Source organism: Acidovorax sp. FHTAMBA (assembly GCF_038958875.1).
Taxonomy (GTDB): Bacteria; Pseudomonadota; Gammaproteobacteria; order Burkholderiales; family Burkholderiaceae_C; genus Acidovorax.
This window is the reverse complement of sequence record NZ_CP152407.1, coordinates 3,534,106-3,559,969: the sequence shown is the minus strand read 5'-3', so window position 1 is coordinate 3,559,969 and position 25,864 is coordinate 3,534,106. Positions and strand designations below refer to the sequence as shown.

27 protein-coding genes are annotated in these 25,864 nt (G+C 64.6%); 10 read left to right on the top strand and 17 right to left on the bottom strand.

Annotated elements, in window-relative coordinates; all coding sequences use genetic code 11:
* Window positions 1–195: 195 nt before the first annotated feature.
* The 6 genes from AAFF19_RS16700 (at window position 196) to AAFF19_RS16675 (ending at window position 7,544) form a co-directional block, all read left to right on the top strand.
* Window positions 196–945, top strand: coding sequence for an electron transfer flavoprotein subunit beta/FixA family protein (locus AAFF19_RS16700; protein WP_182119854.1), 750 nt, complete (start codon window positions 196–198; stop codon window positions 943–945).
* Entirely contained in the window at window positions 946–1,878 is a 933-nt protein-coding gene (locus AAFF19_RS16695) for an FAD-binding protein (protein WP_342720585.1), read from the top strand.
* 76 nt (window positions 1,879–1,954) lie between these two features.
* Entirely contained in the window at window positions 1,955–3,745 is a 1,791-nt protein-coding gene (locus AAFF19_RS16690; RefSeq protein WP_342720584.1) for an acyl-CoA dehydrogenase, read from the top strand.
* A gap of 131 nt (window positions 3,746–3,876) precedes the next feature.
* Complete coding sequence (locus AAFF19_RS16685; RefSeq protein ID WP_008906096.1) at window positions 3,877–4,830, top strand: nitronate monooxygenase family protein; 954 nt, start codon at window positions 3,877–3,879, stop codon at window positions 4,828–4,830.
* 313 nt (window positions 4,831–5,143) lie between these two features.
* Window positions 5,144–6,277: an ABC transporter substrate-binding protein gene (locus AAFF19_RS16680; protein WP_342720583.1), complete on the top strand. Its 1,134-nt coding sequence runs from the start codon at window positions 5,144–5,146 to the stop codon at window positions 6,275–6,277.
* Window positions 6,278–6,425: 148 nt separating this feature from the next.
* Window positions 6,426–7,544: an acyltransferase gene (locus tag AAFF19_RS16675; RefSeq protein WP_182119851.1), complete on the top strand. Its 1,119-nt coding sequence runs from the start codon at window positions 6,426–6,428 to the stop codon at window positions 7,542–7,544.
* A 34-nt stretch (window positions 7,545–7,578) separates the two neighbouring features.
* Here AAFF19_RS16675 and tolA read toward each other — a convergent pair whose 3' ends face one another.
* The 11 genes from tolA to AAFF19_RS16620 all read right to left on the bottom strand — a co-directional run bounded on the left by tolA (window position 7,579) and on the right by AAFF19_RS16620 (window position 15,703).
* Window positions 7,579–8,487: a cell envelope integrity protein TolA gene (gene tolA, locus AAFF19_RS16670; protein WP_182119850.1), complete on the bottom strand. Its 909-nt coding sequence runs from the start codon at window positions 8,485–8,487 to the stop codon at window positions 7,579–7,581.
* Window positions 8,488–8,512: 25 nt separating this feature from the next.
* Window positions 8,513–8,935, bottom strand: a complete 423-nt coding sequence (locus tag AAFF19_RS16665; protein WP_182119849.1) for a biopolymer transporter ExbD — start codon at window positions 8,933–8,935, stop codon at window positions 8,513–8,515.
* Window positions 8,936–8,946: 11 nt separating this feature from the next.
* The gene (gene tolQ / locus AAFF19_RS16660) at window positions 8,947–9,660 is read right to left on the bottom strand and encodes a protein TolQ (RefSeq protein ID WP_008906091.1); all 714 of its coding nucleotides are present in this window, start codon (window positions 9,658–9,660) and stop codon (window positions 8,947–8,949) included.
* Window positions 9,657–10,076, bottom strand: coding sequence for a tol-pal system-associated acyl-CoA thioesterase (gene ybgC, locus AAFF19_RS16655; protein WP_182119848.1), 420 nt, complete (start codon window positions 10,074–10,076; stop codon window positions 9,657–9,659). The genes tolQ and ybgC overlap by 4 nt, the downstream gene beginning before the upstream one ends.
* Window positions 10,077–10,082: 6 nt before the next feature.
* The gene (locus tag AAFF19_RS16650) at window positions 10,083–11,267 is read right to left on the bottom strand and encodes a pyridoxal phosphate-dependent aminotransferase (RefSeq protein WP_182119847.1); all 1,185 of its coding nucleotides are present in this window, start codon (window positions 11,265–11,267) and stop codon (window positions 10,083–10,085) included.
* A gap of 106 nt (window positions 11,268–11,373) precedes the next feature.
* Entirely contained in the window at window positions 11,374–11,931 is a 558-nt protein-coding gene (nusB, locus tag AAFF19_RS16645; RefSeq protein WP_182119846.1) for a transcription antitermination factor NusB, read from the bottom strand.
* Window positions 11,928–12,392, bottom strand: coding sequence for a 6,7-dimethyl-8-ribityllumazine synthase (gene ribH / locus AAFF19_RS16640; protein ID WP_182119845.1), 465 nt, complete (start codon window positions 12,390–12,392; stop codon window positions 11,928–11,930). Before ribH ends, nusB begins: the two co-directional genes overlap by 4 nt.
* A gap of 19 nt (window positions 12,393–12,411) precedes the next feature.
* A complete protein-coding gene (gene ribBA, locus AAFF19_RS16635; protein WP_182119844.1) occupies window positions 12,412–13,533 on the bottom strand; it encodes a bifunctional 3,4-dihydroxy-2-butanone-4-phosphate synthase/GTP cyclohydrolase II in 1,122 nt (373 codons plus the stop codon).
* Between the two features lie 384 nt (window positions 13,534–13,917).
* Window positions 13,918–14,214 (bottom strand): 2Fe-2S iron-sulfur cluster-binding protein, encoded by a 297-nt coding sequence (locus AAFF19_RS16630; RefSeq protein ID WP_008906085.1) that lies wholly within the window; start codon window positions 14,212–14,214, stop codon window positions 13,918–13,920.
* Window positions 14,215–14,227: 13 nt separating this feature from the next.
* Window positions 14,228–14,866 carry a DUF938 domain-containing protein gene (locus AAFF19_RS16625; RefSeq protein WP_342720582.1) on the bottom strand — a complete coding sequence of 213 codons (639 nt, stop codon included), beginning with the start codon at window positions 14,864–14,866 and terminating at the stop codon, window positions 14,228–14,230.
* Between the two features lie 555 nt (window positions 14,867–15,421).
* The gene (locus tag AAFF19_RS16620; RefSeq protein ID WP_008906083.1) at window positions 15,422–15,703 is read right to left on the bottom strand and encodes a DUF427 domain-containing protein; all 282 of its coding nucleotides are present in this window, start codon (window positions 15,701–15,703) and stop codon (window positions 15,422–15,424) included.
* A gap of 328 nt (window positions 15,704–16,031) precedes the next feature.
* Between AAFF19_RS16620 and AAFF19_RS16615 the strand changes: the two genes are divergently transcribed.
* From AAFF19_RS16615 to AAFF19_RS16605, 3 genes are all read left to right on the top strand, one after another.
* A complete protein-coding gene (locus AAFF19_RS16615) occupies window positions 16,032–16,940 on the top strand; it encodes an SDR family oxidoreductase (RefSeq protein WP_342720581.1) in 909 nt (302 codons plus the stop codon).
* 71 nt (window positions 16,941–17,011) lie between these two features.
* Window positions 17,012–18,538, top strand: a complete 1,527-nt coding sequence (gshA, locus tag AAFF19_RS16610) for a glutamate--cysteine ligase (protein ID WP_182119841.1) — start codon at window positions 17,012–17,014, stop codon at window positions 18,536–18,538.
* A 198-nt stretch (window positions 18,539–18,736) separates the two neighbouring features.
* Window positions 18,737–19,414, top strand: coding sequence for a Crp/Fnr family transcriptional regulator (locus AAFF19_RS16605; RefSeq protein ID WP_182119840.1), 678 nt, complete (start codon window positions 18,737–18,739; stop codon window positions 19,412–19,414).
* 71 nt (window positions 19,415–19,485) lie between these two features.
* Here AAFF19_RS16605 and AAFF19_RS16600 read toward each other — a convergent pair whose 3' ends face one another.
* From AAFF19_RS16600 to AAFF19_RS16575, 6 genes are all read right to left on the bottom strand, one after another.
* Window positions 19,486–20,388 carry an alpha/beta hydrolase gene (locus AAFF19_RS16600; protein WP_342720580.1) on the bottom strand — a complete coding sequence of 301 codons (903 nt, stop codon included), beginning with the start codon at window positions 20,386–20,388 and terminating at the stop codon, window positions 19,486–19,488.
* Window positions 20,389–20,399: 11 nt separating this feature from the next.
* A complete protein-coding gene (locus tag AAFF19_RS16595; RefSeq protein WP_342720579.1) occupies window positions 20,400–21,383 on the bottom strand; it encodes a tripartite tricarboxylate transporter substrate binding protein in 984 nt (327 codons plus the stop codon).
* A 49-nt stretch (window positions 21,384–21,432) separates the two neighbouring features.
* Window positions 21,433–22,344 (bottom strand): SDR family oxidoreductase, encoded by a 912-nt coding sequence (locus AAFF19_RS16590; protein WP_342720578.1) that lies wholly within the window; start codon window positions 22,342–22,344, stop codon window positions 21,433–21,435.
* Between the two features lie 49 nt (window positions 22,345–22,393).
* Window positions 22,394–23,899: an NAD(P)/FAD-dependent oxidoreductase gene (locus AAFF19_RS16585; RefSeq protein WP_342720577.1), complete on the bottom strand. Its 1,506-nt coding sequence runs from the start codon at window positions 23,897–23,899 to the stop codon at window positions 22,394–22,396.
* A gap of 352 nt (window positions 23,900–24,251) precedes the next feature.
* Window positions 24,252–24,422 carry an oxidoreductase-like domain-containing protein gene (locus AAFF19_RS16580; RefSeq protein WP_121422635.1) on the bottom strand — a complete coding sequence of 57 codons (171 nt, stop codon included), beginning with the start codon at window positions 24,420–24,422 and terminating at the stop codon, window positions 24,252–24,254.
* Between the two features lie 56 nt (window positions 24,423–24,478).
* A complete protein-coding gene (locus AAFF19_RS16575) occupies window positions 24,479–24,730 on the bottom strand; it encodes a hypothetical protein (protein WP_121419482.1) in 252 nt (83 codons plus the stop codon).
* A gap of 85 nt (window positions 24,731–24,815) precedes the next feature.
* Between AAFF19_RS16575 and ylqF the strand changes: the two genes are divergently transcribed.
* A complete protein-coding gene (ylqF, locus tag AAFF19_RS16570; RefSeq protein ID WP_008906078.1) occupies window positions 24,816–25,793 on the top strand; it encodes a ribosome biogenesis GTPase YlqF in 978 nt (325 codons plus the stop codon).
* The last annotated feature ends 71 nt before the right edge of the window (window positions 25,794–25,864 follow it).

The following is a 25,864-nucleotide window of genomic DNA, read 5'->3' as shown; positions in this document are numbered from 1 at the left end:
GCATGTTGTTCACCCAGGCGACAGCAAACTCTAGACAGCGCGCCCGCTGCGTCGCCTATAATTCTGAAAAAGCACGATCGTTCTTTTTTGATCGCGTGGTCTATGTCCCGGCTCCGTAGCGATTTCGCTGCAGTGCGACATAGAATGATCCAGTTTACGTAAACGTCAATTCAACCAACTCTAGGAGCCGCAGCAATGAAGGTCTTGGTCCCTGTCAAGCGCGTGGTGGACTACAACGTGAAGGTCCGCGTGAAGTCGGACAACACGGGTGTGGACATCGCCAACGTGAAGATGAGCATGAACCCCTTTGACGAAATCGCCGTTGAAGAGGCCGTGCGCCTGAAAGAAAAAGGCCTGGTGACCGAAGTCATCGCAGTCTCCTGCGGCGTGGCCCAGTGCCAGGAAACCCTGCGCACCGCCATGGCCATTGGTGCCGACCGTGCCATCCTGGTCGAGACCGACGTGGAACTGCAGCCCCTGGCAGTGGCCAAGCTCCTGAAGGCCCTGGTGGACAAGGAACAACCTTCGCTGGTGATCCTGGGCAAGCAAGCGATCGACGACGACGCCAACCAGACCGGCCAGATGCTGGCGGCCTTGGCCGACCTGCCCCAGGCCACGTTTGCCAGCAAGGTGGAACTCGCTGCTGACAAGGTCAGCGTGACCCGCGAAGTGGACGGCGGCCTGGAAACCCTGCAGCTCACGCTGCCCGCCGTCATCACCACTGACCTGCGCCTGAACGAGCCCCGCTACGTCACCTTGCCCAACATCATGAAGGCCAAGAAGAAGCAGCTCGACACCGTCAAGCCCGAAGACCTCGGTGTGGACGTGACGCCTCGCCTGAAGACCCTCAAGGTGACCGAGCCCGCCAAGCGCGGTGCTGGTGTGAAGGTGGCTGACGTTGCTGCCTTGGTCGAAAAACTCAAGAACGAAGCGAAGGTGATCTAAATGTCGGTACTCGTTATTGCTGAACACGACAACGCGTCCATCAAGGGCGCCACGCTGAACACCGTGACGGCCGCTGTGGCCTGCGGTGGCGACGTGCACGTGCTGGTGGCCGGCCACAATGCCGGCGCTGCTGCCGCTGCTGCCGGCCAGATCGCCGGTGTTGCCAAGGTCATCCACGCTGATGCCCCCGGCCTGGAACACGGCCTGGCCGAAAACGTGGCCGCGCAGGTGCTCGCCATCGCCTCCAGCTACAGCCACATCCTGTTCCCCGCCACGGCCAGCGGCCGCAACATCGCCCCCCGCGTGGCGGCCAAGCTCGATGTGGCCCAGGTCAGTGACATCACCAAGGTGATCTCCGCCGATACCTTCGAACGCCCCATCTACGCTGGCAATGCCATCGCCACCGTGCAAAGCGCAGACAGCGTCAAGATCATCACCGTGCGCACCACCGGCTTTGACGCCGCAGCCGCTACGGGTGGTTCCGCCGCTGTCGAAACTGCAGCAGCCACGGCTGATGCAGGCAAGAGCACCTTCGTCGGCAGCGAAATCGCCAAGAGCGACCGGCCCGAGTTGACCGCCGCCAAGATCATCGTCTCCGGTGGCCGGGCGCTGGGCAGCAAGGAAAAGTTCGACGAAATCATGACTCCGCTGGCCGACAAGCTGGGTGCCGCCCTGGGCGCCAGCCGTGCCGCGGTGGACGCGGGCTACGCCCCCAACGACTGGCAAGTGGGCCAGACCGGCAAGATCGTGGCGCCGCAGCTGTACATCGCAGCGGGCATCTCAGGTGCTATTCAGCATCTGGCCGGTATGAAGGACTCCAAGGTGATCGTGGCGATCAACAAGGACCCCGAAGCACCGATCTTCAGCGTGGCCGACTATGGGCTGGAGGCTGATCTGTTCACGGCTGTGCCAGAACTGGTCAAGGCCCTGTAAGAACGCCGCTGTGCGCACAAAGGCATCGCTTGCGATGCCTTTTTTTTGACGAAATTTCGCTTTCCCGGAGACACCCATGAGCTACACCGCCCCCGTCAAGGACATGTTGTTCGCCATCGAGCACCTGGCCAACATTGAACAGATCGCGCAGATCCCCGGCTTTGAAGACGCCGGCCTGGACACGGCGGCTGCCGTGCTGGAAGAGTGCGCCAAGTTCAATGAAGGGGTGCTGTCGCCGCTCAACTGGGAAGGCGACAAGAACCCGTCGAGCTGGAAGGACGGCGTGGTCACCACCACCCCCGGCTTCAAGGAGGCCTTCCGCCAGTACGCTGACGGTGGCTGGCAGGGCCTGCAGCACCCCGCCGACTTTGGCGGCCAGGGCCTGCCCAAGACGATTGGCGCGGCGTGCATCGAGATGACCAACAGCGCCAACATGAGCTTTGCGCTGTGCCCGCTGCTGACCGACGGCGCCATCGAGGCGCTGCTCACCGCAGGCAGTGACGAACTCAAGGCCACGTACCTCGAAAAGCTGGTGACCGGCCAATGGACCGGCACCATGAACCTGACCGAACCCCAGGCAGGCTCGGACCTGGCCCTGGTGCGCACGCGCGCCGAACCCCAGCCCGACGGCACCTACAAGATCTTCGGCACCAAGATCTTCATCACCTACGGTGAGCACGACATGGCTGAGAACATCATCCACCTGGTGCTGGCCCGTGTGCAGGGCGCGCCCGAGGGCGTCAAGGGCATCAGCCTGTTCGTGGTGCCCAAGTTCATGGTCAACAAGGACGGCACGCTGGGCGCGCGGAACGACGCGCATTGCGTGAGCATCGAGCACAAGCTGGGCATCAAGGCATCGCCCACCGCCGTGCTGCAGTTTGGCGACCACGGCGGCGCTGTGGGTTACCTGGTGGGCCAGGAAAACCGCGGCCTTGAATACATGTTCATCATGATGAACGCCGCCCGCTATGCCGTGGGCATGCAGGGCATTGCGATCTCCGAGCGCGCCTACCAGAAGGCCGTGCAGTACGCCAAAGACCGCGTGCAGAGCCGCCCCGTGGACGGCAGCATCAACGCCAGCGCCGCCATCATTCACCATCCCGATGTGAAGCGCATGCTCATGACCATGCGCGCCACCGTGGAAGGCTGCCGCGCCATGGCCACGGTGGCCGCAGCAGCGTTCGATGCGGCCCACCACCACCCCGATGCCGACACGCGCAAGCAGAACCAGGCGTTCTATGAATTCATGGTGCCGCTGGTCAAGGGCTACAGCACCGAGACCAGCCTGGAAGTGACCAGCCTGGGCGTGCAGGTGCACGGCGGCATGGGGTTCATTGAAGAAACCGGCGCGGCGCAGTACTACCGCGACGCCAAGATCCTGACCATCTACGAAGGCACCACGGCCATCCAGGCCAACGACCTCGTGGGCCGCAAGACGGCGCGCGACGGCGGCCAGACGGCCAAGGGCATCGCTGCGCAGATCGAGAAGACCGAGGCCGACCTGCTGGCCAGCGGCACCCCCGCTGCATTGGCCGTGGCCAAGCGCCTCACGGCTGCGCGCAAGGCGCTGCTCGATGTGATTGACTTCGTAGCCGGCGGCACCAAGGCCCAGCCCAACGCCGTGTTCGCGGGGAGCGTGCCCTACCTGATGCTGGCGGGCAATGTGGTGGCTGGCTGGCAGCTGGCGCGCAGCCTGCTGGTGGCGCAAGACCTGTTGCACAAGGGACAGGATGAAGCGTTCATGCGCGCAAAAATCACTACGGCCCAGTTCTACGCTGATCACATTCTGGTGAAGGCGCCGGGCCTGCGCGACAGCATCGTGGAAGGCGCAGCCAGCGTGACCGAACTCGCGCTGGAAGCGTTCTGAAGTTCGATCGTGTTGTGAGGAGACGGCCCCGTTCATGGGGCTTGTTGATATAAAAATGATAGCTGTTGGCGCTTGATGGATAAGCGCTAGAGGCTTGTTTCATATAAATTTCTGTCCTGGAAGTTGTTGCCATGTCCAAACTGCCCGCCGCGCTGCAAAACCTCTCGCTGCCCGTCATCGGCTCGCCGCTGTTCATCATCAGCAACCCCAAGCTCGTGATCGAGCAGTGCAAGGCCGGCGTGGTGGGCTCCATGCCTGCGCTCAATGCCCGCCCCGCCGAACTGCTCGACGAATGGCTGGCCGAGATCACCGAAACCCTGGCTGCCTACAACAAGGCCAACCCCGACAAGCCCGCCGCGCCTTTTGCCATCAACCAGATCGTGCACAAGAGCAACGACCGGCTGGAGCACGACATGCAGGTGTGCGCCAAGTACAAGGTGCCGATCATCATTACCAGCCTGGGCGCGCGCGAGGATGTCAACCAGGCCGTGCATGCCTGGGGCGGCGTGGTGCTGCACGACATCATCAACAACAAGTTTGCGCACAAGGCGATCGAGAAGGGCGCTGACGGCCTGATCGCCGTGGCCGCGGGTGCGGGCGGCCATGCGGGCGTGAAAAGCCCCTTCGCCTTGATCCAGGAAATCCGCCAGTGGTTCGACGGCCCCGTAGCGCTCAGTGGTTCCATCGCCAGCGGTGATGCAGTGCTGGCAGCGCAGGCCATGGGCGCAGACTTTGGCTACATCGGCTCGGCCTTCATCGCCACGCACGAAGCCCGCGCCAGCGATGCCTACAAGCAGGCCATCGTGGACGGCAGCTCCGACGACATCGTCTACAGCAACCTGTTCACCGGTGTTCACGGCAACTACCTGGCCCCGTCGATCCGCGCTGCGGGCATGGACCCCGACAACCTGCCCGAGTCCGACCCCAGCAAGATGAACTTTGGCGGCGACGCCAAGAAGGCCTGGAAAGACATCTGGGGCTGCGGCCAGGGCATTGGCGCCATCAACGCCGTGACCAGCACGGCCGAGCTGGTGGCCCGCCTGCGCAGCGAATACGAGGCCGCCCGCGCGCGCCTGAAGTTGTAATGCTCTAACGCTCGAATCGGCTGGGGGTTGTGATGGGTCTGCCCTGCAACTTGCAACGCCCGTAGACACCGCTGTCTTCATTTCGCCCGCCCTGTGCATCCGCGCTGGGCGGGCGAAGTGCTTTTGGGCGGCATGCACAAGGGCAAACCCCCATCAATACTTTGGAGGTTGCGGGGAAAATGGTGATACTAAGTAACTAAATGCCGATGGCCATGCAGCGCCGCTGCATGGCCGCTGACGGTATACAGGGTGCGTTCCGCCGGATGACTTGCGCGGTTGCACCCCCGTGTTGTCGAACAAGGAGGGAGAGATTTTGCGCAATTTCATGATGATGCTGGTGTTGGCGCTGGGCATGGCCGGAGCGGGCCATGCCCGCAACGAAGGGGTGACCGACACCGAAATCCACCTGGGCGCGTCGGTCGTGCTTTCAGGGCCTTTGGGGCCGCAGACGGTGCAGTACACCGAAGGCTCGCGGCTGCTGTTCGAGTCCGTCAATGCCAAGGGTGGAGTGCACGGCCGCCAGATCCGCTACACCACGCTGGACGACGGCTTCGACGCCCAGAAGGCCGTGGCCAACACGCGCCAGCTGCTCGAAGCGGACAAGGTTTTCATGATCTACCACAGCACGGGCACGGCGCAGACCGCTGCTATCCTGCCCCTGGTCAATGAGCACCGCACCTTGCTGTTCGGGCCCGTCACCGGCGCCTCTGCGCTGCGCGAAACCTTCAACCCCCTGGTGTTCCACGTGCGCGCGGGCTACGCGAGCGAAGCGCAGAAGATCGTCTCACAGCTGCAGCGCCAGGGCATCACCCGCGTGGCGGTTCTTTATCTGGACGATGGCCTGGGCAAGGCCCTCGTGGCAGAGCTGCGCAAGGCGTCGGAGGCACTGCAGCTGCCCTTCATGGCGGAGTTCAAGGTCGATCCGCAGAAGCCGGACTTCGCTGCAGCGGCGGCGGCCACGGACAAAGCCCAGCCGCAAGCCGTGATCGTGGCGACGGGGGGCGCCTCCTTCACCAACTACATCAAGGAGGTGCAGACCACCAGTGCGCGGCCCGCCTACTATGGTTTCTCGGTCATGAGCCTGGACGTTATCAACCGCGAGCTCAAGGAAAAAGCGCGCGGCATCATCCTGGCGCAGATCATGCCGTCGCTGCGCAACACCACCATCCCGGTGGTGGCCGACTACCTCAACCTGCTGCGCGCCAAATCACCTGGCGCCCAGCCGTCGGCAGCGCAGTTTGACGGGTTTGTGCACGCGCGGCTGCTGGTCGAGGGACTGCGCCGCACGGGACGCAACCTGACCACCGAGAGCTTCATCAAGGCCATGGAAGATGCGGGCGAAATCTCGTTCGGCCGTTTCAACGTGAAGTACTCCCCCAAGAGCCGCAATGGCTCGACGTATGTGGAACTGGCCATCGTGGATGCAGAGGGCAGTCTGCGCTACTGAATCATCTCCGCGGAGGGTTGTGCGATGAGGCCCGGCGCGGCGGTGCAGACAGCAGGGTGGAAAGCCGCCCATCCTGACCGGCGACAATAGCGCCTGGGCCTCACGCGGACGGCGCGGGAAGATGGGGCCGGTTTTTGGCTAGCTTCGCATGTCCTCCCCCAGCTCCCGCACGCCCCTGATCGACATGGTCAAGGGGCTGGCCTGCATCACCATCATCTGGCACCACCTGGCGTTCTACGGGCCCATGTCGGATATTGCCCAGCCTTTGGCGCCTGCGTTGATGGCATGGCTGTATGACTACGGTCGCATGGCGGTACAGGTGTTTCTGGTACTGGGCGGGTATCTGGCGGCTGCAAGCCTTGCGCCCCACGGGGTGGCGCGTTTCGACCATGCAGGACATGCCGTGGCCAGGCGGTTTGTGCGGCTGGTGGTGCCCTATGCGGTGGCGGTGCTGCTGGCGGTGGTAGCTGCTGCAGCGGTGCGCGGGGTTACGGACCATCCGGCCGTTCCCGACGAGCCCACGCTGGCCCAGCTTCTGGCCCATGCGCTGCTGCTGCAGGACATCGTGGGCGAAGACGCCCTGTCGGCGGGTGTCTGGTACGTCGCCATTGATTTCCAGCTGTTTGTGTGCAGCGTGCTTTTGTTGACGGGCGTGCGCGCCTTGCCGGGCGAGTGGGCGAGGCGCCACGGCGCCCGCCTGGGTCAGGCTGGCGTGGTGGTGGGCGTGGCTGCATCGCTGTGGGTGTTCAACCGCATGGCCGAGCTGGACATGTGGGCCACCTACTTTCTGGGTGCCTATGGCCTGGGCATGCTGGCGTATTGGGCCGTGCAGTCCCCTCGCCCGCTCGTCTGGGTGGGCCTCATCGTGGCGCTGGGCGGGATCGGATTGGTGCTGGATTTCCGGGGGCGCATCGTGGTGGCACTGGTCACCACAGTGTGCCTGGTGGGCGCCTTGCGAACCGGACCTTTGCGCGCCTGGTGTGGCCTTGCGCCGCTGGTGCGCCTGGGCCAGATGTCGTACTCGATCTTTCTGGTGCACTTTGCAGTGTGTCTGGTGGTCAACACCGTGGTGGGCCGGCAGTGGCCCGAGGCGCCGGTGCCCAACATGCTGGGCATGGTGCTGGCGTTTGTCCTGTCGCTGGCCGCCGGGCGACAGCTGTATGTGCGGGTAGAGCAGCATGTGCCATCGTGGTCCACAGCCCTCAGATGGCAAGTGGGTTTGGTGGGCACGGGCATGCTGGTCGCGGGGCTGAACAACTGGGCATGAGCCCAGCCATATCGGCCCATGGAGCTGACGGATCTCAGTCCTGCGGCCGGAATCCGATGGTCAGCGAGGCGGGCACCCGCCCATCCACATCGCGCGGCAGGGTTTCGGTTTTATCGAGGGCGCGCAGCACCGCGTCATCCCAGGCCTTGTTTCCGCTGGACTGCACCAGCCGCTTGCCCACGATGGTGCCGTCGGGCGACAGCCGCACTTCCACTTCCGCGCGCGGATTGCCGGAAATGAGGTCGGGGTACACGATGTTGGGCCGGACCTTGGCAGCCACCCTGCCGCCATAGCCGCCCGAAGGGCCTGCACTGCGTTGCGCGGTGCCCGTTGCGGTCTCGCTGCCGGTCGCGCCTGCCAGGCCTTGAATGCGGCGAAGGTTTGCTTCGCGCTGCTCGGCCAGTTGCCGGGTCTGCTGCTCTTCCTTGCGCTTTTCCTCTGCCAGCTTCTTCTGCTTTTCCTGTTCGGCCTTCTTCTGCACGGCCAGCTGTTTCTCGCGCTGCTCTTTTTTCTCTTGCTCCAGGCGCTCGCGGCGCTCGGCTTCCTTGCGCTCGCGTTCGCGCTTCTCGCGCTCCAGTTGCTGCTCGCGCGCTTTCTTCTCCTGCTCCAGGCGCTTCTTTTCGCGCTCGATGGCGATGTCTGCCTCCCGCGTGTCGGGGGGCTCAACGGCGCGTGGGGGCGGTGCAGGGGCGGGGGCTGGCTGCCTTATCTCGGGGGTGGGAGGTGGGGGTGGGGGTTCTGCGGCACGTGGGGCCGCCTGCTGGGGCACCGCGGCCCAGAGTTCGGCTTCTACGGCGGGTTGATCGGCGCTGTTCTTCCAGTTCACGCCCCAGGTGAGCGCACCGATCAGCACCACATGCACCAGCACCGCAAGCGACACGGCGCGCAGGCGTGCCGGGGGCCTGGGTGGGGCAAACTGGTCGAGGTCGTTGTGGGCGTGCATGGAACAGCGGATTCGCGTGACCGGCTCAGCCGCCCTGTTTGACGGACAAGCCGACGCGCTGCACGCCCGCCTTTTGCAAGGCGTCCATGGCCTTCACCACGGTTTCGTATTGCACGCCCTTGTCGGCACTGATGACGACTGCGCTGTCGCCGGTCTGGGCCTTTTGCCAACGGCTCGCTGCCTCGCCAATCTCGCGTTGGTTGAGGGTGCGAGTCGCTTCCGACGTTTTGAACTGGAGTGTGCCGTCTTTGGTGATCAAAACAGTGGCAAACACCTTTGGGGGCTTGTTGCTCGCACCCACTGTGGGCACATCCATCATGCCGGGCGTCAGCATGGGCGCAGTCACCATGAAGATGATGAGCAGCACCAGCATCACGTCGATGAAGGGCACCATGTTGATCTCGTTGATGGTGCGGCGGCCGCGGCCGCGGGATGCCATGGCGGGCATGGGCGTATCCCTCAGTGGCCCGAGGCCGTATGGCCTGCGGGGGCGGGCTGGGCGCCCAGGTTTCGCTGAAGAATGTTGGAGAACTCTTCAATGAAGGTTTCCTGGTGCGTGGCCACGCGGTCAATGTCGCGCGCGAAGCGGTTGTAGGCGATCACGGCCGGTATGGCGGCAAACAGGCCCAGGGCCGTGGCGACCAGCGCCTCGGCAATACCGGGTGCCACGGTAGCGAGCGTGACCTGCTCCATGCCTGCAAAGCCGGTGAACGCATGCATGATGCCCCACACCGTGCCGAACAGGCCCACGTATGGCGACACCGAGCCCACCGATGCCAGGAATGAAAGGCTCGACTCCACCACGTCCATTTCGCGCTGGAAGCTGGCGCGCATGGCGCGGCGTGCGCCGTCGAGCAACGTACCGGTGTCCGCAATGCGGCGTTCGCGCAGCTTCTGGTATTCGCGCATGCCACTGGCAAAAATGCGTTCCATGGGCCCGGCCTGCTTGGCGTTTTGCGCGGCGGCGGCGTACAGGTCATTCAGGCTGGTGCCCGACCAGAACTCGCGCTCGAAGTCTTCGTTCAGTGTCTTCACGCGCTTGAGCGCAAACAGCTTGCGGAAGATGGCGGCCCAGCTGGCCACCGAGACGATCAGCAGCAACAGCATGACGAGTTGCACCACCCAGCTGGCGTGCAGCACCAGGTTGATGATGGACATGTCTTGGGAGTTCATGGTGTGAGTTGTTCCAGAAGGGAGTTCGGGATTCGTGCGGGGCGCAGGGTGGCGGCATCCACCCATCCGATGCGGATGGTGCCTTCGCTCAGCAACAACGGGGTCTTTTCGGTCATCTGCTCTGGTTTCAGGAGCGCACTCTGCACTATTGTCAACGATGCGCGGCCTGCAGCCTGCAAGGCGGCGGTAACAATGAGTTCGTCGTCCAGCCGTGCCGGCCGGTGGTAGCGCAGCTGGGCATCCGTTACGACAAACATGCCCCCGGTTTGTTCCCGCAACTGCTGCTGGCCCACACCCATCGAGCGCAGCCATTCGGTGCGCGCGCGCTCAAAAAACTTGAGGTAGTTGGCGTAGAACACGATGCCGCCGGCATCGGTGTCCTCCCAGTACACACGGATGGGAAACTCGAACGCCATGGCGCCTTACCCCAGCACACTGCGCAGGCGCGCCACCGACTCCTGCAGCTGCGCCATCGAATTGGCCGTGGAAAAGCGCACGAAACGTTCGGGTTCGGCCGTGCCAAAGTCGCGGCCCGGTGTGACGGCAATGTGCGCGCGGCGCATCAGCTCGAACGCAAAATCCCAGCTGCCGGTCACGCCGAGCTGCTGCGCGGCCTGCGTGCAATCGGCCCAGGCATAAAAAGCGCCATCGGGCATCACGGGCACATTCAGGCCCAGCGACTGCAGTGCGGGGATGAAGAAGTCGCGCCGCGCCTTGAACTCGGCGCGGCGGCGTTCGTACTCGGCAATGCTCTCAGGCTCGAAGCAGGCCAGCGCTGCATGCTGCGACACGGTGCTGGCGCAGATGAACAGGTTCTGCGCCAGGCGCTCGACCACCGGCACCATGGCCTCGGGCACCACCATCCAGCCCAGGCGCCAGCCGGTCATGTTGAAGTATTTGCTGAAGCTGTTGATGCTGACGATGTTGTCGTCGATGGCAAGGGCCGTGTGGCCAAACTCTTCCTCGTACGACAGGCCCAGGTAGATCTCGTCGATCATGGTGATGCCGTCGTGCGCGCGCACCACGTCGTGGATGCGCCGCAGCTCGTCGGGCGCAATCGACGTGCCGGTGGGGTTTGACGGCGAGGCCAGCAAAACGCCCCGCGTTTTTTCGCCCCAGGCGGCACGCACCTTGTCCGCGCTCAGCTGGTAGCGCTCGGCTGCGGTGGTGGGCAGCAGCACGGCCTTGCCCTCGGCGGCGCTCACAAAGTGGCGGTTGCAGGGGTAGCTGGGGTCGGGCATCAAAATTTCGTCGCCCGACTCGATGAGCGCCAGACACGCCAGCTGCAGTGCGGCCGATGCCCCCGCCGTGACCACGATGCGGCGTGCTGGCACGTTCACGCCAAAGCGGCTCTGGTACCAGCCGCTGATGCGTTCGCGCAGGGGCTCCAGGCCCAGGGCGTTGGTGTACTGCGTGGTGCCGCTGTGCACGGCGCGCAGTGCAGCTTCCTGCACCAGCGGGGGCGCGGTGAAGTCGGGCTCGCCGATGTTCAGAAAAATCATCGGCTCGCGCGTGCCCGCCACCTCGCGGGCCAGAGCCTGCGCAGCCTTGGCCACTTCCATCACGTAGAACGGTTCGATGCGCTCGGCGCGCGTGGAAAACTTCATGGGACGGTGTCCTGCCCGAGCGGATCGGGGGGTGGGGAGATCAGGGGGGCGCCCTGTGCGTGGCCGCAGAAAGCGCTACACAGCAGGGCGGGCGGATGGGGCCCGCTCAGGCTTCGTCGGCGGGCGCGGGCGGTGTGGCGCCAGAGGCCTTGTCGGCGGCCACCTCCTGTGCGCGCAGCTTGGGGGCCAGGCCGTTGAGCACGGCGTTCACATACTTGTGGCCGTCGGTGCCGCCAAACTCCTTGGCCAGCTCAATACATTCGTTGAGCACCACGCGCCAGGGCACATCCAGGCAGTGCTGGAACTCGTACACGCCGATCCACATGCAGGCGTGCTCGATGGGCGAGATTTCCGCCATCTTGCGGTCCAGCAGCGGGGTGATCAGGGCGTCCAGGTCGGCAGCGCTTTCGATGCAGCCATGCAGCAGGGCGTCGTAGTGCGCCGAGTCGGCCTTGTGAAAACCCGCCAGGTCGCGCGTGAACGCGTCGATGGCCGTGGCGTCGTTGCCACCCACCAGGTGCTGGTACAGCGCCTGCAGCGCAAACTCGCGCGCGCGGCTGCGGTTGGACTTGGAGGCTGCCTTGCGCGCCCCCGTGCTCGTGAGACCGGTGCGGGTTTGCTTGGGTGGGCGTGCCGACGACGGCGTGGGGGTGTGTTCGCTCATGACAGCTCGTCCAGCAGGTTGGCCATTTCCACCGCCACGCGGGCCGCGTCCACGCCCTTTTCGGTCTGGCGGGCGATGGCTTGTTCCATGTTCTCGGTGGTGATGATGGCGTTGGCAATCGGTATCTGGTAGTCCAGCGACAGGCGCGTGACGCCCGCGCCGGATTCATTGGCCACCAGTTCAAAGTGGTAGGTCTCGCCACGGATGATGCAGCCCAGCGCGATCAGCGCGTCGTATTCATCGCTCTCGGCCATGGCCTGCAGGGCCACGGGTACTTCGAGTGCGCCAGGCACCAGCACATGCTTGATGTGCTTTTCCTGCACGCCCAGGGCCTGCAGCTCGGTGCGGCAGGCAGCGGCCAGGGTGTTGGTGATGCTCTCGTTGAAACGGGCCTGCACGATGCCGATGTGCAGCTTCTTGCCGTCCAGTTTGTCTGCGGTGCCTTTGTCTGCGCCAAACATAGTGATCCTGTTCCTGTCTCTATTCTTTGGGGATGAAACCGGTGATTTCGAGGCCGTAGCCCGCCATGCTGGGCATGCGGCGCGGCTGGCCCATGAGGGCCATCTTTTGCACGCCACATTCGCGCAGGATCTGCGCGCCCACGCCGTAGGTGCGCAGGTCCATGCGGCCGCGCTCGGGTGCCTGGGCCGAGCGCGCGGTGCCTTCAAACTGGGCCAGCAGCTGGGTGGCGCTTTCGCCGCAGTTGAGCAGCACGGCAACGCCCTTGCCTTGTTTGGCCAGGTATTGCAGGCTGGTGTCCAGGCCCCAGGAGTGCATGGAGCGGTTGACTTCGAGCGCATCGAGCACCGACAGCGGCTCGTGCACACGCACGGGCACCACGTCGTCGGCGCTCCACTGGCCCTTGACCAGCGCCAGATGCACGGCCTGGCTGGGCTTGTCGCGGAAGGCGTGGGCGGTGAACTCGCCATACGCCGTCTGCAGCGTGCGGGTGCCGACTTTTTCTACCAATGACTCGTTGCGGCTGCGGTGTTCGATAAGGTCGGCGATGGTGCCGATCTTGATGCCGTGCTCGGCCGCAAACAGCTGCAGATCGGGCAGGCGGGCCATGGTGCCGTCGTCCTTCATGATCTCGCAGATCACCGATGCGGGGCTGCAGCCTGCCATGGCGGCCAGATCACACCCGGCTTCGGTGTGCCCTGCGCGCATCAGCACGCCGCCGTCCACCGCCTGCAGCGGGAAGATGTGGCCGGGCTGCACCAGGTCGCTGGGCTGACTGTTGCGATCCACAGCCACCTGCACGGTGCGGGCGCGGTCAGCTGCCGAGATGCCGGTGGTCACGCCTTCTGCCGCCTCGATGGAGACGGTGAACGCCGTGCTGTACACCGTGCCGTTGCGTGCGGCCATGGGCGGCAGCTTGAGGAACTCGCAACGCTCGCGCGTGAGCGTCAGGCAGATCAGGCCCCGGCCGAAGCGGGCCATGAAGTTGATGGCCTCGGGCGTCACGTGGTCGGCGGCCAGGACGAGGTCGCCTTCGTTTTCGCGGTCTTCTTCATCCACCAGGATGACGATGCGCCCGGCGCGCATCTCGGCCACGATGTCCTCGACGGGCGAGATCGGCACGGGGGTGAGGGGGGTGTTCATGGAAGGCTGGGGCTTTCTGTGGAGCCGCTGGCGACTTGCCAGCTGGCGGTGTGCTGCAGCACAGGTTCCTGTGGCCGGGGGCCACGGTGTGCCCCCAAGAAACCGCCCCAAAGAACATGCGATGCGGCGCTGCCGCACGTCAAAGGAGCTGGGGAGCCTCTACATGAATCATCGCACCGCGTGCATCTGCGGTCTCGGGCGGACTGCTGCGTTGCAAATGCTCGCAATAGCCCCGCTATTGCTGTGCTTTGCGCCTTGCAACCCATCCCGATCCGCAGCGCACACGCCGCGTCATTCATGCAGAGGCTCCCTTGCCCCCGAAGCCCCGGATTTTAGTGCACCGGGGCCTGCTTGGCTTCTGAAAGGTCCGGCGCCTGACGCAGATCAGATGGCGCTGCCCTGCAGCACCACATCCGACGCGGGGTAGGCCACACAGGGCAGCACGCAGCCTTCGGCCTGTTCTTCGGCGCTCAGGCCCGGCCATTCGATGGCGTAGCGCACCGTGCCCTCGACCAGCTGGCCAAGGCAGGTGCGGCAGGTGCCGTTGCGGCAGGAGCTGGGCCAGTCGATGCCGCCCTGCTCCATCGACAGCAGCAGGGGCTGTTCGGGCCAGGCGTCGCACTGGGCGCCGTCGGGCTCGATCCTGGCGGTGAAGAAGGGGGCGGTGTCGGGTGTGCTCATGGGGGCGTTTTGTTCAAGCGTTGCGTGTGGCGTGGGTCCACACCAGCAGCAGGTTGTTGGCGGGCAGGGCGTGCCGTGCGGCCAGGTGCAAGCCGGCCTGGGCGGCCACAGCGGCCACGTCTTCGAGGCGGCGGATGCCCCAGGCGGCGTCTTGTGCACGCAGGCTGGCATCAAAGGCCAGGTTGCCGGGGGCTGTGGGCACGCCGTCTTCCAGGTAGGGGCCGTAGGTGACCAGGCGGCCGCCCGGTGCCAGGTGCCGCGCGGCCCCCTGCATCAGCCCCGTGCAGCAGGCCCAGGGGGCAATGTGCAGCATGTTGGCAGAGTAGATCAGGTTGAACGCGGCGGCGCCGAAAGCGGGGCCCTCGCTGGGCCACGGAGTCTGCAGCACATCCAGCCTGAGCGGCGCCCGCACGTGGCGGGCACCAGCCTGCGCTGCCCAGCCGGTGATGGAGGCGAAGTGCGTGTCCTGCAGGTCGGTGGGCTGCCAGGTCCAGCCGGGCAGGGCGGCGGCAAAGTGCGCCGCGTGCTGGCCGGTACCGCTGGCGATCTCCAGCGCGGCGCCGTTGGGGGGCAGCACGGCCAGGAGTTGCGCCAGGATAGGCGTCTGGTTGCGCTCGGCGGCGGGGCTGTGCTGAAGGGGTGTGGGAGACACTGAGAATATGGAGTTCTTGGCTGCTGGCGCTTATCCATAAAGCGCTGGCAGCTATGAAATTATGAGCGTTTTATGGTGCGCCGCTGTGCACTGTACCGCAGACGCTTTACCCGGGTGGCACTGCCTGTTTTTTGGGCGAGACAAGAAGTTGGCTTGCAAATCAACGACTTATGTCTGTCATACAAGGCTTGTTCAGAGTTATCCACAAGATTGTCCAGTGTGGACAGGGATAACCGGGTGTTTTCTGGCCTTGCAAAGGGTGACCAACGTAGGGCTGGAAAGGGTCTGGCAATTGCCTGTTTTTTGTGCGGACCAAGGATAGTCCTTTTAAATCAAGCACTTAAAACGCTCATACAAGGCTTGTTCAAACTTATCCACACCATTGTCCAGTGATGGGAGGGATAACCCATCCCAAGGGCGTCTTGTATTGCCTAAAAATGAGGCAATGCGGTGTGTTTCTTTACAAATCAAGCACTTGGCGCCGTCATACAGCGCTTGTCAAAACTTATCCACATGATTGTCCAGCGCTGGCAGGGATAACCTGCTGGCAGACATTCAGGGGGTCACTGTCACGCCCTTCCAGAACGCCACGCGGCCTTTGATTTCTTCGGCTTCGGGCTTGGGGTCGGCGTAGAACCAGGCCGCATCGGTGTTCATTTCGCCGTTGACCAGCAGCGACAGGTAACTGGCCTGGCCCTTCCAGGCGCAGGTGGTCTTGTGGTTGCTGAAGGTGAAGTGTTCGCGCTTGAGTGCGCTTTCGGGGAAGTAGTGATTGCCTTCGACCACCACGGTGTCGTCGCTCTCGGCAACCACGACGCCGTTCCAGACTGCTTTCATGGGAAATCCTTGATAAAAATGGCCTCTAGCGCTTGATAGGTAAGCGCTGATAGCTATGAAATTGTGAGTGATACGGTGCCGCCGCAGGTGCGCCCCCGGGAATGGGTTTGCGAGGCCGATTATTCCCAATGCGCCGCGGCTGTGCACGTGCCCGTGGCAACGCGGGGTCTTCGGGCGTGTGATTCAGTCGCCTGCGCAACCGGCTGCCCCCCGCGCGTGGCTTACAGTGCAGCGCGCGGCGCCAACGCCTTCAAGCAGGTGCCAGGTTTTTTCGCTTCGTTCAGTCATTCATTCATCGACCCATTGAGACAACAGGAGAACCTTCACCATGGTTATTGATTTCAAAGGCCGTGTGGCCATCGTCACAGGCGCCGGTGGCGGCCTGGGCCGCCAGCATGCGCTGGCGCTGGCCAGGCGGGGCGCCAAGGTGCTGGTCAACGATCTGGGCGGCGCAGTGGACGGCAGCGGCGGCACGGTGACGGCTGCGCAGGCCGTGGTCGATGAGATCCGTGCCGCAGGCGGTGAGGCGCTGGCCAATGGCGCGTCGGTCACCGACTTTGCCGCCGTCGAGGCCATGGTGCAGCAGGCCATCGATGCCTGGGGCCGGGTGGACGTCCTGGTCAACAACGCGGGCATCCTGCGCGACAAGTCGTTTGCCAAGATGAGCATGGATGATTTCCGCCTGGTGGTGGATGTGCACCTGATGGGCGCTGCCAACTGCTGCAAGGCCGTGTGGCCACACATGGTGGCCCAGCAATATGGCCGCATCGTCATGACCACCTCGTCCACCGGCCTGTATGGCAACTTTGGGCAAGCCAACTACGGCGCGGCCAAGCTGGCCCAGGTGGGGCTGATGCAGACGCTGGCAATCGAAGGCGCCAAGTACAACATCCACGTCAACGCCCTGGCCCCCACGGCCGCCACGCGCATGACCGAGGGCCTGATGCCCCAGGAAGTGCTGGACGCCCTGAAGCCCGAGGCCGTGGTGCCCGCCATGCTGGTGCTGGCGCACGAGAGCGCGCCCACGCGCACCATCCTGTGTGCGGGCGCGGGCACGTTTGAAGCGGCTCACATCACGCTCACCCAGGGCATCCATCTGGGCATCGGCGCCGAAGTGCCCGAGCAACTGGCCGCCCGCCTGGCCGAGGTGACGGAGCGCGCAGGCGAGCAAGTACCACAAAGCGGCGCAGCGCAGGGCACCAACGAAGTTGGACGCGCTTTGGCGGCAAGGGCTTGATGCCCGTTCAGGCGGGTCAGCGCTCGGCGTGCTAAGTTCCGGGCCGACAGAAGTTGGATCGGTAAAAAACCATGAGCACATTGCACGAGAGACTGGCCGCCTGCCCGGCGGACGCCCTGGGGGGGATTCGCCGCGGCATTGAAAAGGAAGGGCTGCGCGTGCTGCCCACCGGCGGCCTGGCCCTCACGCCACACCCGCTGGCCCTGGGCTCAGCCCTTACACACCCCCTGATCACCACGGATTACAGCGAGTCGCAGCTGGAGCTGATCACCGGCGCCCACAAGGGCGTGCAGCAGTGCCTGGACGAGTTGACCGAGGTGCACCAGTTCGTGCACCACACCTTGAAGGACAGTGGTGGCGAGCTGCTCTGGGCCTCCAGCATGCCCTGCGGCCTGCCCACCGACGAAACCATACCGCTGGCGCGTTATGGCAGCTCCAACATCGGCCGCGCCAAAAGCGTGTACCGCATGGGCCTGGGCCACCGCTATGGCCGCCGCATGCAGACCATTTCGGGCATTCACTACAACTGGTCGCTGCCGGGCGTAACGAGCGAACAATACTTTTCGCTCATCCGCAACTTCCGCCGACACGCGTTTGTGCTGCTGTACCTGTTTGGCGCATCGCCCGCCTTGTGCCCCTGTTTTGTGGAAGGGCGCGAACACCGCCTGCAGCGCATGGAAGGTGGCAGCGCGCTGTACCTGCCGCACGCCACGTCGCTGCGCATGGGCCGCCTGGGCTACCAGAGCGACGCGCAGGCCACGCTGGCCGTGAGCTACAACGGCCTCGCCGGCTACGCCAACTCGCTGCACGAGGCGCTGACCAAGCCATACCCAGCCTACGAAACCGTGGGCGTGCGCAACCCCGGCGGCGACTACAACCAGCTGGGCACCAGCCTGCTGCAGATCGAAAACGAGTTCTACGGCACCATCCGCCCCAAGCGCACCGTGCGCACCGGCGAGCGCCCGCTGCACGCGCTGCGCGAGCGGGGTGTGGAATACGTGGAAGTGCGCCTGATGGACCTGGACCCGTTCGTGCCCGTGGGCATCACCGCGCCCACCATGCGCCTGCTCGACGTGTTCCTGCTGCACTGCCTGCTGTCCGACAGCCCGCCCGACACGCCGGCCGAGATTGCCGAACTCAAGCAGAACCAGCACCTCACCGCAGAGCGGGGCCGCGAGCCCGGCCTGCACCTGTCGCGCAACGGCCAGAGCGTGCTGCTGACCGAATGGGGTGCCGAGGTGCTGGCCGCCTGCGAGCCGCTGGCTGCCGCGCTGGATGCCACCCATGGCACCGATGACTACAGCGCCGCGCTGCGCGACGCCCGCGCCCTGATGGCTGCGCCCGAGCGCACACCATCGGCCCGCGTTCTCGACAGCATCGTGCAGAGTCACCAGCACAGCTTTGAAGCCTTTGCGCGCCAGCAGTCCATGGCTGCGCGCGATGCGCTGCTGGGCCTGCCCTGGACGCCTGAGCAGCAGGCGCGCTACCTGGCGATGGCCGATGAATCGATCGCTGCGCAAAAGGCCATCGAGGCGGCAGACACGCTGCCGTTTGAGGAATGGCGCGAGCAGTACATGGCAGTGGGTGAATTGGGGTAATTTTTAGGGGCTTGCGCTTTCTGTATAAGCGCTGGCAGCTATATTTATTGAAGCAAAGGGGATGCTGGTCCCCCATGGCACGCCGCAGCGGCTTTGTGCAGGGAAGACACCCGCCGGACCACCGTCTCCCCTCAGCGGTGTGTTGGTGGTCAGTGACTATTCGGCGTCCGTGAAAGCCTCATTTTTGGAAACCGTCGGATGCGAAATCAACCCCCGGAAACCCCTTCTGGCATTGCTCCAGACAGACTGTCTCCCGAGCTGGAGCGGCTGTTGCGGGTCGGCGCCCGCCGGCGGCACCTGTCGAGAAACGAGGTCCTCTACACGCGGGGCTCGGCGCCTGACTCGGTGTTCTGCGTCGAATCAGGTGCCGTTCAACTGAGCGCCACTTCAGTCAACGGCAGGGAAGCGGTGCTGGGCGTGGCTGAACAGGGGCGATGGTTTGGTGAGCTGACCCTGTTCATCAATGCTCCCCGGGTCCATGACGCCAAGGCGCTGGTGAAAACCGAGCTGCTCGTGGTGCCGGCCCGGCGTCTTCACGAGGTGGTGGACAACAATGCCGACTACCTTCGCGAGTTCCTCCGCGTGGTGTGTTACCGGTACAAATGGGCCATTGAGCGGATCGATGCCAGCATCCTGCAGCCGCTGTCCGTGCGGCTGGCCCAGCGCCTGCTCGCCGAGCGGGAAATGGCGATGCGCGAGGGTGCCGCGCAGCAGCCCGAGCTTCGCCTGTCCCAGGAAGGGCTTGCGCAGCGGCTGGGCGCCTCGCGGCAAAGCGTCAACAGGCAGCTCAAGGAATGGGAGTCTAAGGGCCTGCTGCGCCTGGTGTACGGAGGGGTCACGCTACTGGATCCGGAGGCTCTGCGGCGTGTCTCCTGAGGCGTGGTGACTGCTGAGTCACTGCTCCGGCGGGCGCGTGCTGCAGCCGTTTTCAGGTTGACACACTCCGCTCATGCAAGAAACCGCGTCAACAGATGGATGAAGTCGTGGGGCCGCTCCAGGTGGGGTACATGGCCGCAACGGCCCAGCATGTGCAGGTCGGCTCCCGGGATGCGCTGCGCGATCTGCAGGCCAATGTCCAGCGGTACCACCCGGTCCTCGCTGCCCCAGATCACCAGCGTGGGCAACGTGATCTCTGCCAGCCTGTGGGTGACGTCGCCAAACTGGGTGGGGTACTGGCGAAGGCTTTCCACAAAGTTCTCCAGGTGCTGGGGGCAGGCCATGGCCGCCGCCAGCTTCTGTTGCACCATCTCCGGGGTGAGGGCGCTGGAGTCAAAGACAACGCATTCCAGGAAGCTGCGCATGCGGGCCGCAGTGGGTTCTTGGTAGAAGTCCAGCATGGACCGCACGCCCTCGGGCAAGACAGGATGGAAATTGCTGCGGCCCCCCGTGCCGCCCGATGCCAGCACCATGCGTGCGGCACGCCCCGGCCACTGCAGCGCAAACGCCACTGCGCTGTGGGCGCCCATGGAAGTGCCCACCAGATGCACAGGCTCGTGGACGCCGGCGGCGTCCAGCACCGCATGCAGTGCCCGGGCGTTGAATTGCGAACGATCCTCCTTGCAAACCACGCCGTCGCTGCGGCCCCAGCCCGGCAGGTCCGGCGTGATCAGGCGAAATCCCGCATCCCGCAGGGCCGGGCGCTGCAGGGCAAATGCGCTCCACCCCGTCGTGCCGGGCCCCGAGCCATGCAACAGCGCAACCGCCGGTGCATGGGGCGCGCTGCCCCCCGTGTCCGTGTAGTGGATGCGCAGCAGCCCGCCTTCATGGTCCATGACCGCTTCGCGGGAGCATTCACGTTCATCGGCCTGCGCTGCCATGGGGGCTGCCTTGTCGATCGCTGCGGGGGACATTTGCGCATGCCTCACTGCGTCAGCCGGATGTTGGCCGCCTTGGCGATCTCCGCATAGACGGGTGCGTCGGCCTTGATCTGTTGTGCAAATTCCTCGGGGGTCCCGCCGCCGGCGATGACGCCGAGCGTCTTGAGCTTTGCCAGCACATCGGGCATGCGCAGGATGTTGCTGACCTCGTTGGCAATCTTTTGCGCAACGGCAGGAGGCGCCCCCGCCGGAAGGAACAGGCCGTGCCATCCCATGGGTTCGAACGACTTGTAGCCCAGTTCAGCGAAGGTGGGCACGTTCGGCAGTTCCTGAAGGCGCTGCGGGCCACCGACCGCCAGCGGCCTCATCGACTTGATGTGCGGAAGCGCAGACGGAACATCAATGAACGCGCTCGGCAGCTGGCCGCCCACGATGTTGGTGATCATGGGTGCCGACCCCTGGAATGGCACATGCGCCAGATCGATACCCGCCTGCATTTTGAGCAGTTCGCCCTGGAAATGGGCGCCGCTGGCGATGCCGTAGCTGCCGTAGCTGAACTTGTTGGGGTTGGCCTTGGCCTGGGACACGAACTCTGCCACGGATTTCACCGGCGAGTCATTGGGCACGACGAACAGGTTGGTCGTGCGAATCGTCATGACCACCGGGAGCAGGTCCTTGAAGGCATTGAAGGACAGTTTCTCCATCACCGCGGGTTGCTGAATCAGCACGACGTTGTGGGCCAGCAGCGTGTAGCCATCTGCCGGGGACTTGATGGTGGCCTGCGTGCCGATGATTCCCGAGGCTCCCGGCTTGTTGTCGATGTAAACGGGTTGTCCCCAGGCCTGTTGCAGCTTCTCGCCGATCATTCGTGCCACGGCGTCCGACGCACCTCCGGCGGGGTACGGAACGATGATTTTGATGGGGGCGCTGGGGTAGGCGGGTTGCGCCAGCGCGGAGGAGAGCGCCCATGGGCTGCAGGTCAGGAGGACCAACGTGGCAGCGGGGAATGCGCGTCGAATCATCTTCATGGTGTTGTCTCCAAACAGTCGTTATGTTGTGGGTGGGGGGAAATGTTGCTCAGTGCGTAATGGCGGCCATCAGCCGATCGCGCCGGGCTTTCAGGGCGGGGACCATTTCGTACGGCAGATCAGGGTTGGTCTGATCCAGAACGTGGTCCATGCGGGACTTGACCAGCGGGAGTGCTTCCGGGCTGGGGAAAACGTAGAAGCGGTCTTGCTCGATCGCCTGGAAGGTGATCTCGGCCACCGCTTGCGCAGAGATGGCGCCATTCATCACCGCCTGCTGCGAGGCTTTGCGGGCTGCGAGCTGGGATTTCGTCAGGCCGCCTTCATCCAAGAGATGGGCGGGCCGGTTGCGCTCCGACTGGCCAATGTCGGTGGATACATACGACGGGCACAGAAGTGCGGCGTGCACCTGCGGCGTCACCATCTCCAGGTCGTGGCGCAGGCATTCGGAGAGCGCCACCACGGCATGCTTGGACACGCTGTAGATGCCCATTCCGGGGGAGGTGAGCAAGCCCGCCATGGACGCCGTGTTGACAATGCAGCCTTCATAGGCGGGGTCTGCCGCGGCAGCGGCCAGCATTTGCGGCGCGAAGCAGCGAACCCCGTTGATGACGCCCTTGAGGTTGACGCCGAGCAGCCACTCCCAGTCCTTTTCCGAGTGCTCCCAGACCAGGCCGCCTGCCGTGACGCCCGCGTTGTTGAACACCACATGCACAGGGCCAAACGACTGCTGCGCTTGATCGGCCAGCCTTTGCACCGCCGCGGAATCGGACACATCGACCACCACGCCGACCGCTTCCGTTCCCTGTGATTGCAGGGCCTGGACGGTCTGCTCCAGAACGTCTGCCTGGATGTCGGCGAGCACCAGCTTCATGCCGCGCTGGGCAGCCGCCATGGCAAATGCCTTGCCGAGACCCGAACCGCCGCCGGTGATGACTGCGACACGGCCATTGAATGTCTTCATGGTGAATTTCCTTGGTTGTGTGGTGCCTTGCACCGTGGAGGTTGCGTTGTCAGTCTGCGTAGGAGAACAGCGGATCCGTCAGATCCACGCTGGGCAGCGCCTTGCGTTCATAGAGATAGTCCTGGCTGTGTTGCCACTCGGGCTTGTCGCCGCGCCGGGGAAGGCGATGCAGGCCGCGCAACATGTACCCGGCGTTCAGGTCCTCCGTATCGACCCAGGTGCCAAGCGCCATGCCGGCATCCTCAGGGCGCGTCGTGGGGGTCACGTGCCGGGCCTTGCGGGTCTGCATGTGCTGCAGCAGCCTGCAAACGAACTGGCCCACGAGCTCGGCCCGCAGCGTCCAGCTGTAGCGCCCATAGCCGTACACCCAGGCCATGTTGGGCACGCCGGAGAACATCATTCCGCGATAGCTCACCGTCTGGGAAAAGTCCACCGCACGCCCGTCCACCGAGAACGGTATGTCGCCCATGACCGACAACTCGAAGCCCGTGGCGGTGACGACCACGTCACAGTCGATGCGTTCCCCGGACTGCAGCTGAATGCCCTTTTCGTCGAACTGCGCAATCTGATCGGTGACCACGGACGCCTTGCCTGCGCTGATGGCCTTGAACAGGTCACCGTCGGGCACAAAGGCCACGCGCTGCTGAAGCGGTTTGTACGGGGGGGTGAAATGCCGCTCCACGTCGTAGCCCTCGGGCAGGCAGGCCTTGACGCCGGCGATGAGCTGCTGGTTGAGGGCGTCCGGGTGGGTTCGCGCGCGCTCGATCAGGTCGGCCCGATCCCGCACAACCTTGCGGCGCATGATCTCGTGGATCCATGCCTCGTCGACTTCCAGCTTGCGCAACTCGTCGGCCAATGCATCGGCATTGCGGCCGGTGGCGAAATACGTGGGCGTGCGCTGCAGCATGGTGACGTGCGCACAACGGTCGGCCAGCGCCGGTATGAGGGTCGCCGCCGTCGCCCCGGAGCCGATCACGGTCACGCGCTTGCCGGCGAGATCGATCGAATCGGGCCAATGCTGCGGATGCACAACCTCACCCTTGAACTGCTCAAGCCCCGGCCAGGAGGGTGTATACCCCTTGCCATGCCGGTAGTAGCCCTGGCACATCCAGAGAAAGCCCGCCTGGATCTGCGCCGGTTCCCGGGCGTCGCCCATGGCAAGGTCCAGCGTCCAGGTGCTGGACGCACTGGACCACGAGGCCGACTGCACGCGATGCCGGTAGCGGATGTGCGGCCCCAGCTGTTCGTCCTCGATGGTCGATGCAAGGTAGTCCAGGATCTCCTCGCGCGAGGCAATGGGCTTGCCCTTCCAGGGCTTGAAGTCATAGCCAAAAGTGAAGAGGTCGCTGTCCGAGCGTGCGCCCGGGTATTTGTGAATCAGCCAGGTGCCCCCGGGGGCCTCCATGGCATCCACGATGAGAAAGCTCAATTGCGGGCAATGCTTGCGCAGCAGGGTGGCGCTGCAGATGCCGGAGATGCCGGCCCCCACAATGACCACGTCATAACGCTGGGCAGTGCCGGTTGCGGGATCAGAAACCTGGCGGGGTGAAAGCATTTTTTCTCCTGACTTTGACGGTGGGGCTTGCGTCCTTCAGGTCATTGTGTGCAGCGCATGGATGCAAGACTGTCGGCTTTGGGCAGTCTTCGTGTGCTGGGGAAAAACGTCGAAGTGCGCAGATGCCTGTGCACTGACGGTCACACCTGAACTCACACCGTCAGTCCGCGTGCTGTGCAGCACGTGCAAAGCCACCAGCACCGCCTTGAAGCCTTTGCGCGCCAGCAGTCCATAGCGGTGGAGCAGCTGGGCTGAGTTCGCGGTCGCGGGGCGGGATCCGATTGATCTGCTATTGAATTGATAGCTGCTCAGGCATATTGCACTGGCGCTACCAGCCCAAAACGCTTCAAAGTCAGTCTTGCAGCTGCAGCAAGGCCTCTTGCCGCCAGTATTCGGCGGCGCTCAGAAACCCTTCCCACACGCAGCCGTTGCAGCCGCGCCCGCAGCAGGTCGTGGGCTCGGGCGGCGGGTTGCGCAGCGTGATGCCCAGAGCAGCCGCGCGCTGCTGCAGCGCCGCGAACATGGCTTGCGCAGTGGCGCCGTCCACCGCCGGGGCTGGGTCTATCAGTTCAGGCGCTGTCACGGCTGGCGGCGCCCCGCCTTGGCGCGGCGCAGGCCGTATTGCACGCCAAACGCGATGCCCAGCACCAGCGCAAACCAGCCCACCAGGGCCGCCTGGCTCATCAGATCGCGCACGCTGGCGGAGCGGGCCACATGAGGCGCCAGCAAGATGACCAGGCCAATCAGGGCCAGGGTCACGCTCTTGAACAGCAGCTCCTTGTCGGCCTTGGTGGCGTTGGGCTTGCGCGGGGTGTCGAGAGGTGCAGGCATGCAGATAAAAACGCCGGGGCGTGGGCAGAAGGAAGACCGCGATTATCCTTGCCACCCTTAGAACACAGAAGAAAGTACCCCCCGCATGGCCATCCAGTGGTTCCCCGGTCACATGCACCTGACCCGCAAAGCCATCACCGAACGCATCAAGGACATTGACGTGGTGATCGAGGTGCTGGACGCGCGCCTGCCCGGCTCCAGCGCCAACCCGCTGCTGGCCGAGATCACAGGCCACAAGCCCACGCTCAAGGTGCTCAACAAGCAGGACGTGGCCGACCCCGAGCGCACGGCGCTGTGGGTGGACTGGTACAACGCCCAGAGCGACACGCGCGCCTTGCCGCTCGATGCATCTGACCCGGCCCCCACGCGCAAGCTGATTGACGCGTGCCACCTGCTGTCGCCCAACCGGGGCGGCATGGCCAAGCCCATGCGCGTGCTGATCTGCGGCGTGCCCAACGTGGGCAAGTCCACGCTGATCAATACCCTCAGCAACAAGCGCCAGGCCAAGACGGGTGACGAGGCCGGCATTACCAAGCTGGAGCAGCGCATCACGCTGGCCGACGACTTTTATCTGTGGGACACGCCCGGCATGCTGTGGCCACGCATTGTGGTGCCCGAAAGCGGCTACAACCTGGCCGCCAGCGGTGCCGTAGGCCGCAATGCGTACGACGAGGAACTGGTGGCGCTGGAGCTGCTGCGCCGCCTGCAGAAAAACTATGCGCCCTTGCTGGAAGCGCGCTACAAGCTGGGCCTGCCTGCGGGTGCTGTCGCCACGATGCACGACGAAGAGCTGCTCGAAGCCATTGGCCGCAAGCGCGGCGCCATGCTGGGCGGCGGCAAGGTCAACCTGCAAAAGACGGCCGAGATCGTGATGACGGACTTTCGCACCGCCATCCTTGGCCGCATCACGCTGGAGACGCCCGCCGAGTTTGAAGCCTGGCGCGCTGCGGGCCTGGCCGAAGATGCCAAGCGCCAGGCGAAAAAGGATGCGCGCACCAAGGCCAAGGGCAAAGGCTCGGGGGTGCGCGAGCCCGCGCCCGGCAGCAACGACGGCGCGGACTGACCGCGTCCCGCGCCGGCGGGCGTGCGGCGCCCGAGAGCCTGCGTTGCGTGCCGGCCGCTGCGGGCGTTTTG

Coding starts and splice junctions, on each gene's coding strand:
- AAFF19_RS16650 (WP_182119847.1), bottom strand. CDS start 11,267: ATGAAGTTTTCCACGCGCGCCGAGCGCATCGAACCGTTCTACGTGATG.
- nusB (WP_182119846.1), bottom strand. CDS start 11,931: ATGAGCGAACACACCCCCACGCCGTCGTCGGCACGCCCACCCAAGCAA.
- AAFF19_RS16690 (WP_342720584.1), top strand. CDS start 1,955: ATGAGCTACACCGCCCCCGTCAAGGACATGTTGTTCGCCATCGAGCAC.
- AAFF19_RS16595 (WP_342720579.1), bottom strand. CDS start 21,383: ATGAAGATGATTCGACGCGCATTCCCCGCTGCCACGTTGGTCCTCCTG.
- ribBA (WP_182119844.1), bottom strand. CDS start 13,533: ATGAACACCCCCCTCACCCCCGTGCCGATCTCGCCCGTCGAGGACATC.
- AAFF19_RS16695 (WP_342720585.1), top strand. CDS start 946: ATGTCGGTACTCGTTATTGCTGAACACGACAACGCGTCCATCAAGGGC.
- AAFF19_RS16580 (WP_121422635.1), bottom strand. CDS start 24,422: ATGTTCGCGGCGCTGCAGCAGCGCGCGGCTGCTCTGGGCATCACGCTG.
- AAFF19_RS16675 (WP_182119851.1), top strand. CDS start 6,426: ATGTCCTCCCCCAGCTCCCGCACGCCCCTGATCGACATGGTCAAGGGG.
- AAFF19_RS16700 (WP_182119854.1), top strand. CDS start 196: ATGAAGGTCTTGGTCCCTGTCAAGCGCGTGGTGGACTACAACGTGAAG.
- AAFF19_RS16630 (WP_008906085.1), bottom strand. CDS start 14,214: ATGAGCACACCCGACACCGCCCCCTTCTTCACCGCCAGGATCGAGCCC.
- AAFF19_RS16590 (WP_342720578.1), bottom strand. CDS start 22,344: ATGAAGACATTCAATGGCCGTGTCGCAGTCATCACCGGCGGCGGTTCG.
- ybgC (WP_182119848.1), bottom strand. CDS start 10,076: ATGGCGTTCGAGTTTCCCATCCGTGTGTACTGGGAGGACACCGATGCC.
- AAFF19_RS16585 (WP_342720577.1), bottom strand. CDS start 23,899: ATGCTTTCACCCCGCCAGGTTTCTGATCCCGCAACCGGCACTGCCCAG.
- AAFF19_RS16620 (WP_008906083.1), bottom strand. CDS start 15,703: ATGAAAGCAGTCTGGAACGGCGTCGTGGTTGCCGAGAGCGACGACACC.
- AAFF19_RS16665 (WP_182119849.1), bottom strand. CDS start 8,935: ATGCCCGCCATGGCATCCCGCGGCCGCGGCCGCCGCACCATCAACGAG.
- ribH (WP_182119845.1), bottom strand. CDS start 12,392: ATGTTTGGCGCAGACAAAGGCACCGCAGACAAACTGGACGGCAAGAAG.
- AAFF19_RS16615 (WP_342720581.1), top strand. CDS start 16,032: ATGGTTATTGATTTCAAAGGCCGTGTGGCCATCGTCACAGGCGCCGGT.
- AAFF19_RS16575 (WP_121419482.1), bottom strand. CDS start 24,730: ATGCCTGCACCTCTCGACACCCCGCGCAAGCCCAACGCCACCAAGGCC.
- tolA (WP_182119850.1), bottom strand. CDS start 8,487: ATGCACGCCCACAACGACCTCGACCAGTTTGCCCCACCCAGGCCCCCG.
- gshA (WP_182119841.1), top strand. CDS start 17,012: ATGAGCACATTGCACGAGAGACTGGCCGCCTGCCCGGCGGACGCCCTG.
- ylqF (WP_008906078.1), top strand. CDS start 24,816: ATGGCCATCCAGTGGTTCCCCGGTCACATGCACCTGACCCGCAAAGCC.
- AAFF19_RS16605 (WP_182119840.1), top strand. CDS start 18,737: ATGCGAAATCAACCCCCGGAAACCCCTTCTGGCATTGCTCCAGACAGA.
- tolQ (WP_008906091.1), bottom strand. CDS start 9,660: ATGAACTCCCAAGACATGTCCATCATCAACCTGGTGCTGCACGCCAGC.
- AAFF19_RS16685 (WP_008906096.1), top strand. CDS start 3,877: ATGTCCAAACTGCCCGCCGCGCTGCAAAACCTCTCGCTGCCCGTCATC.
- AAFF19_RS16600 (WP_342720580.1), bottom strand. CDS start 20,388: ATGTCCCCCGCAGCGATCGACAAGGCAGCCCCCATGGCAGCGCAGGCC.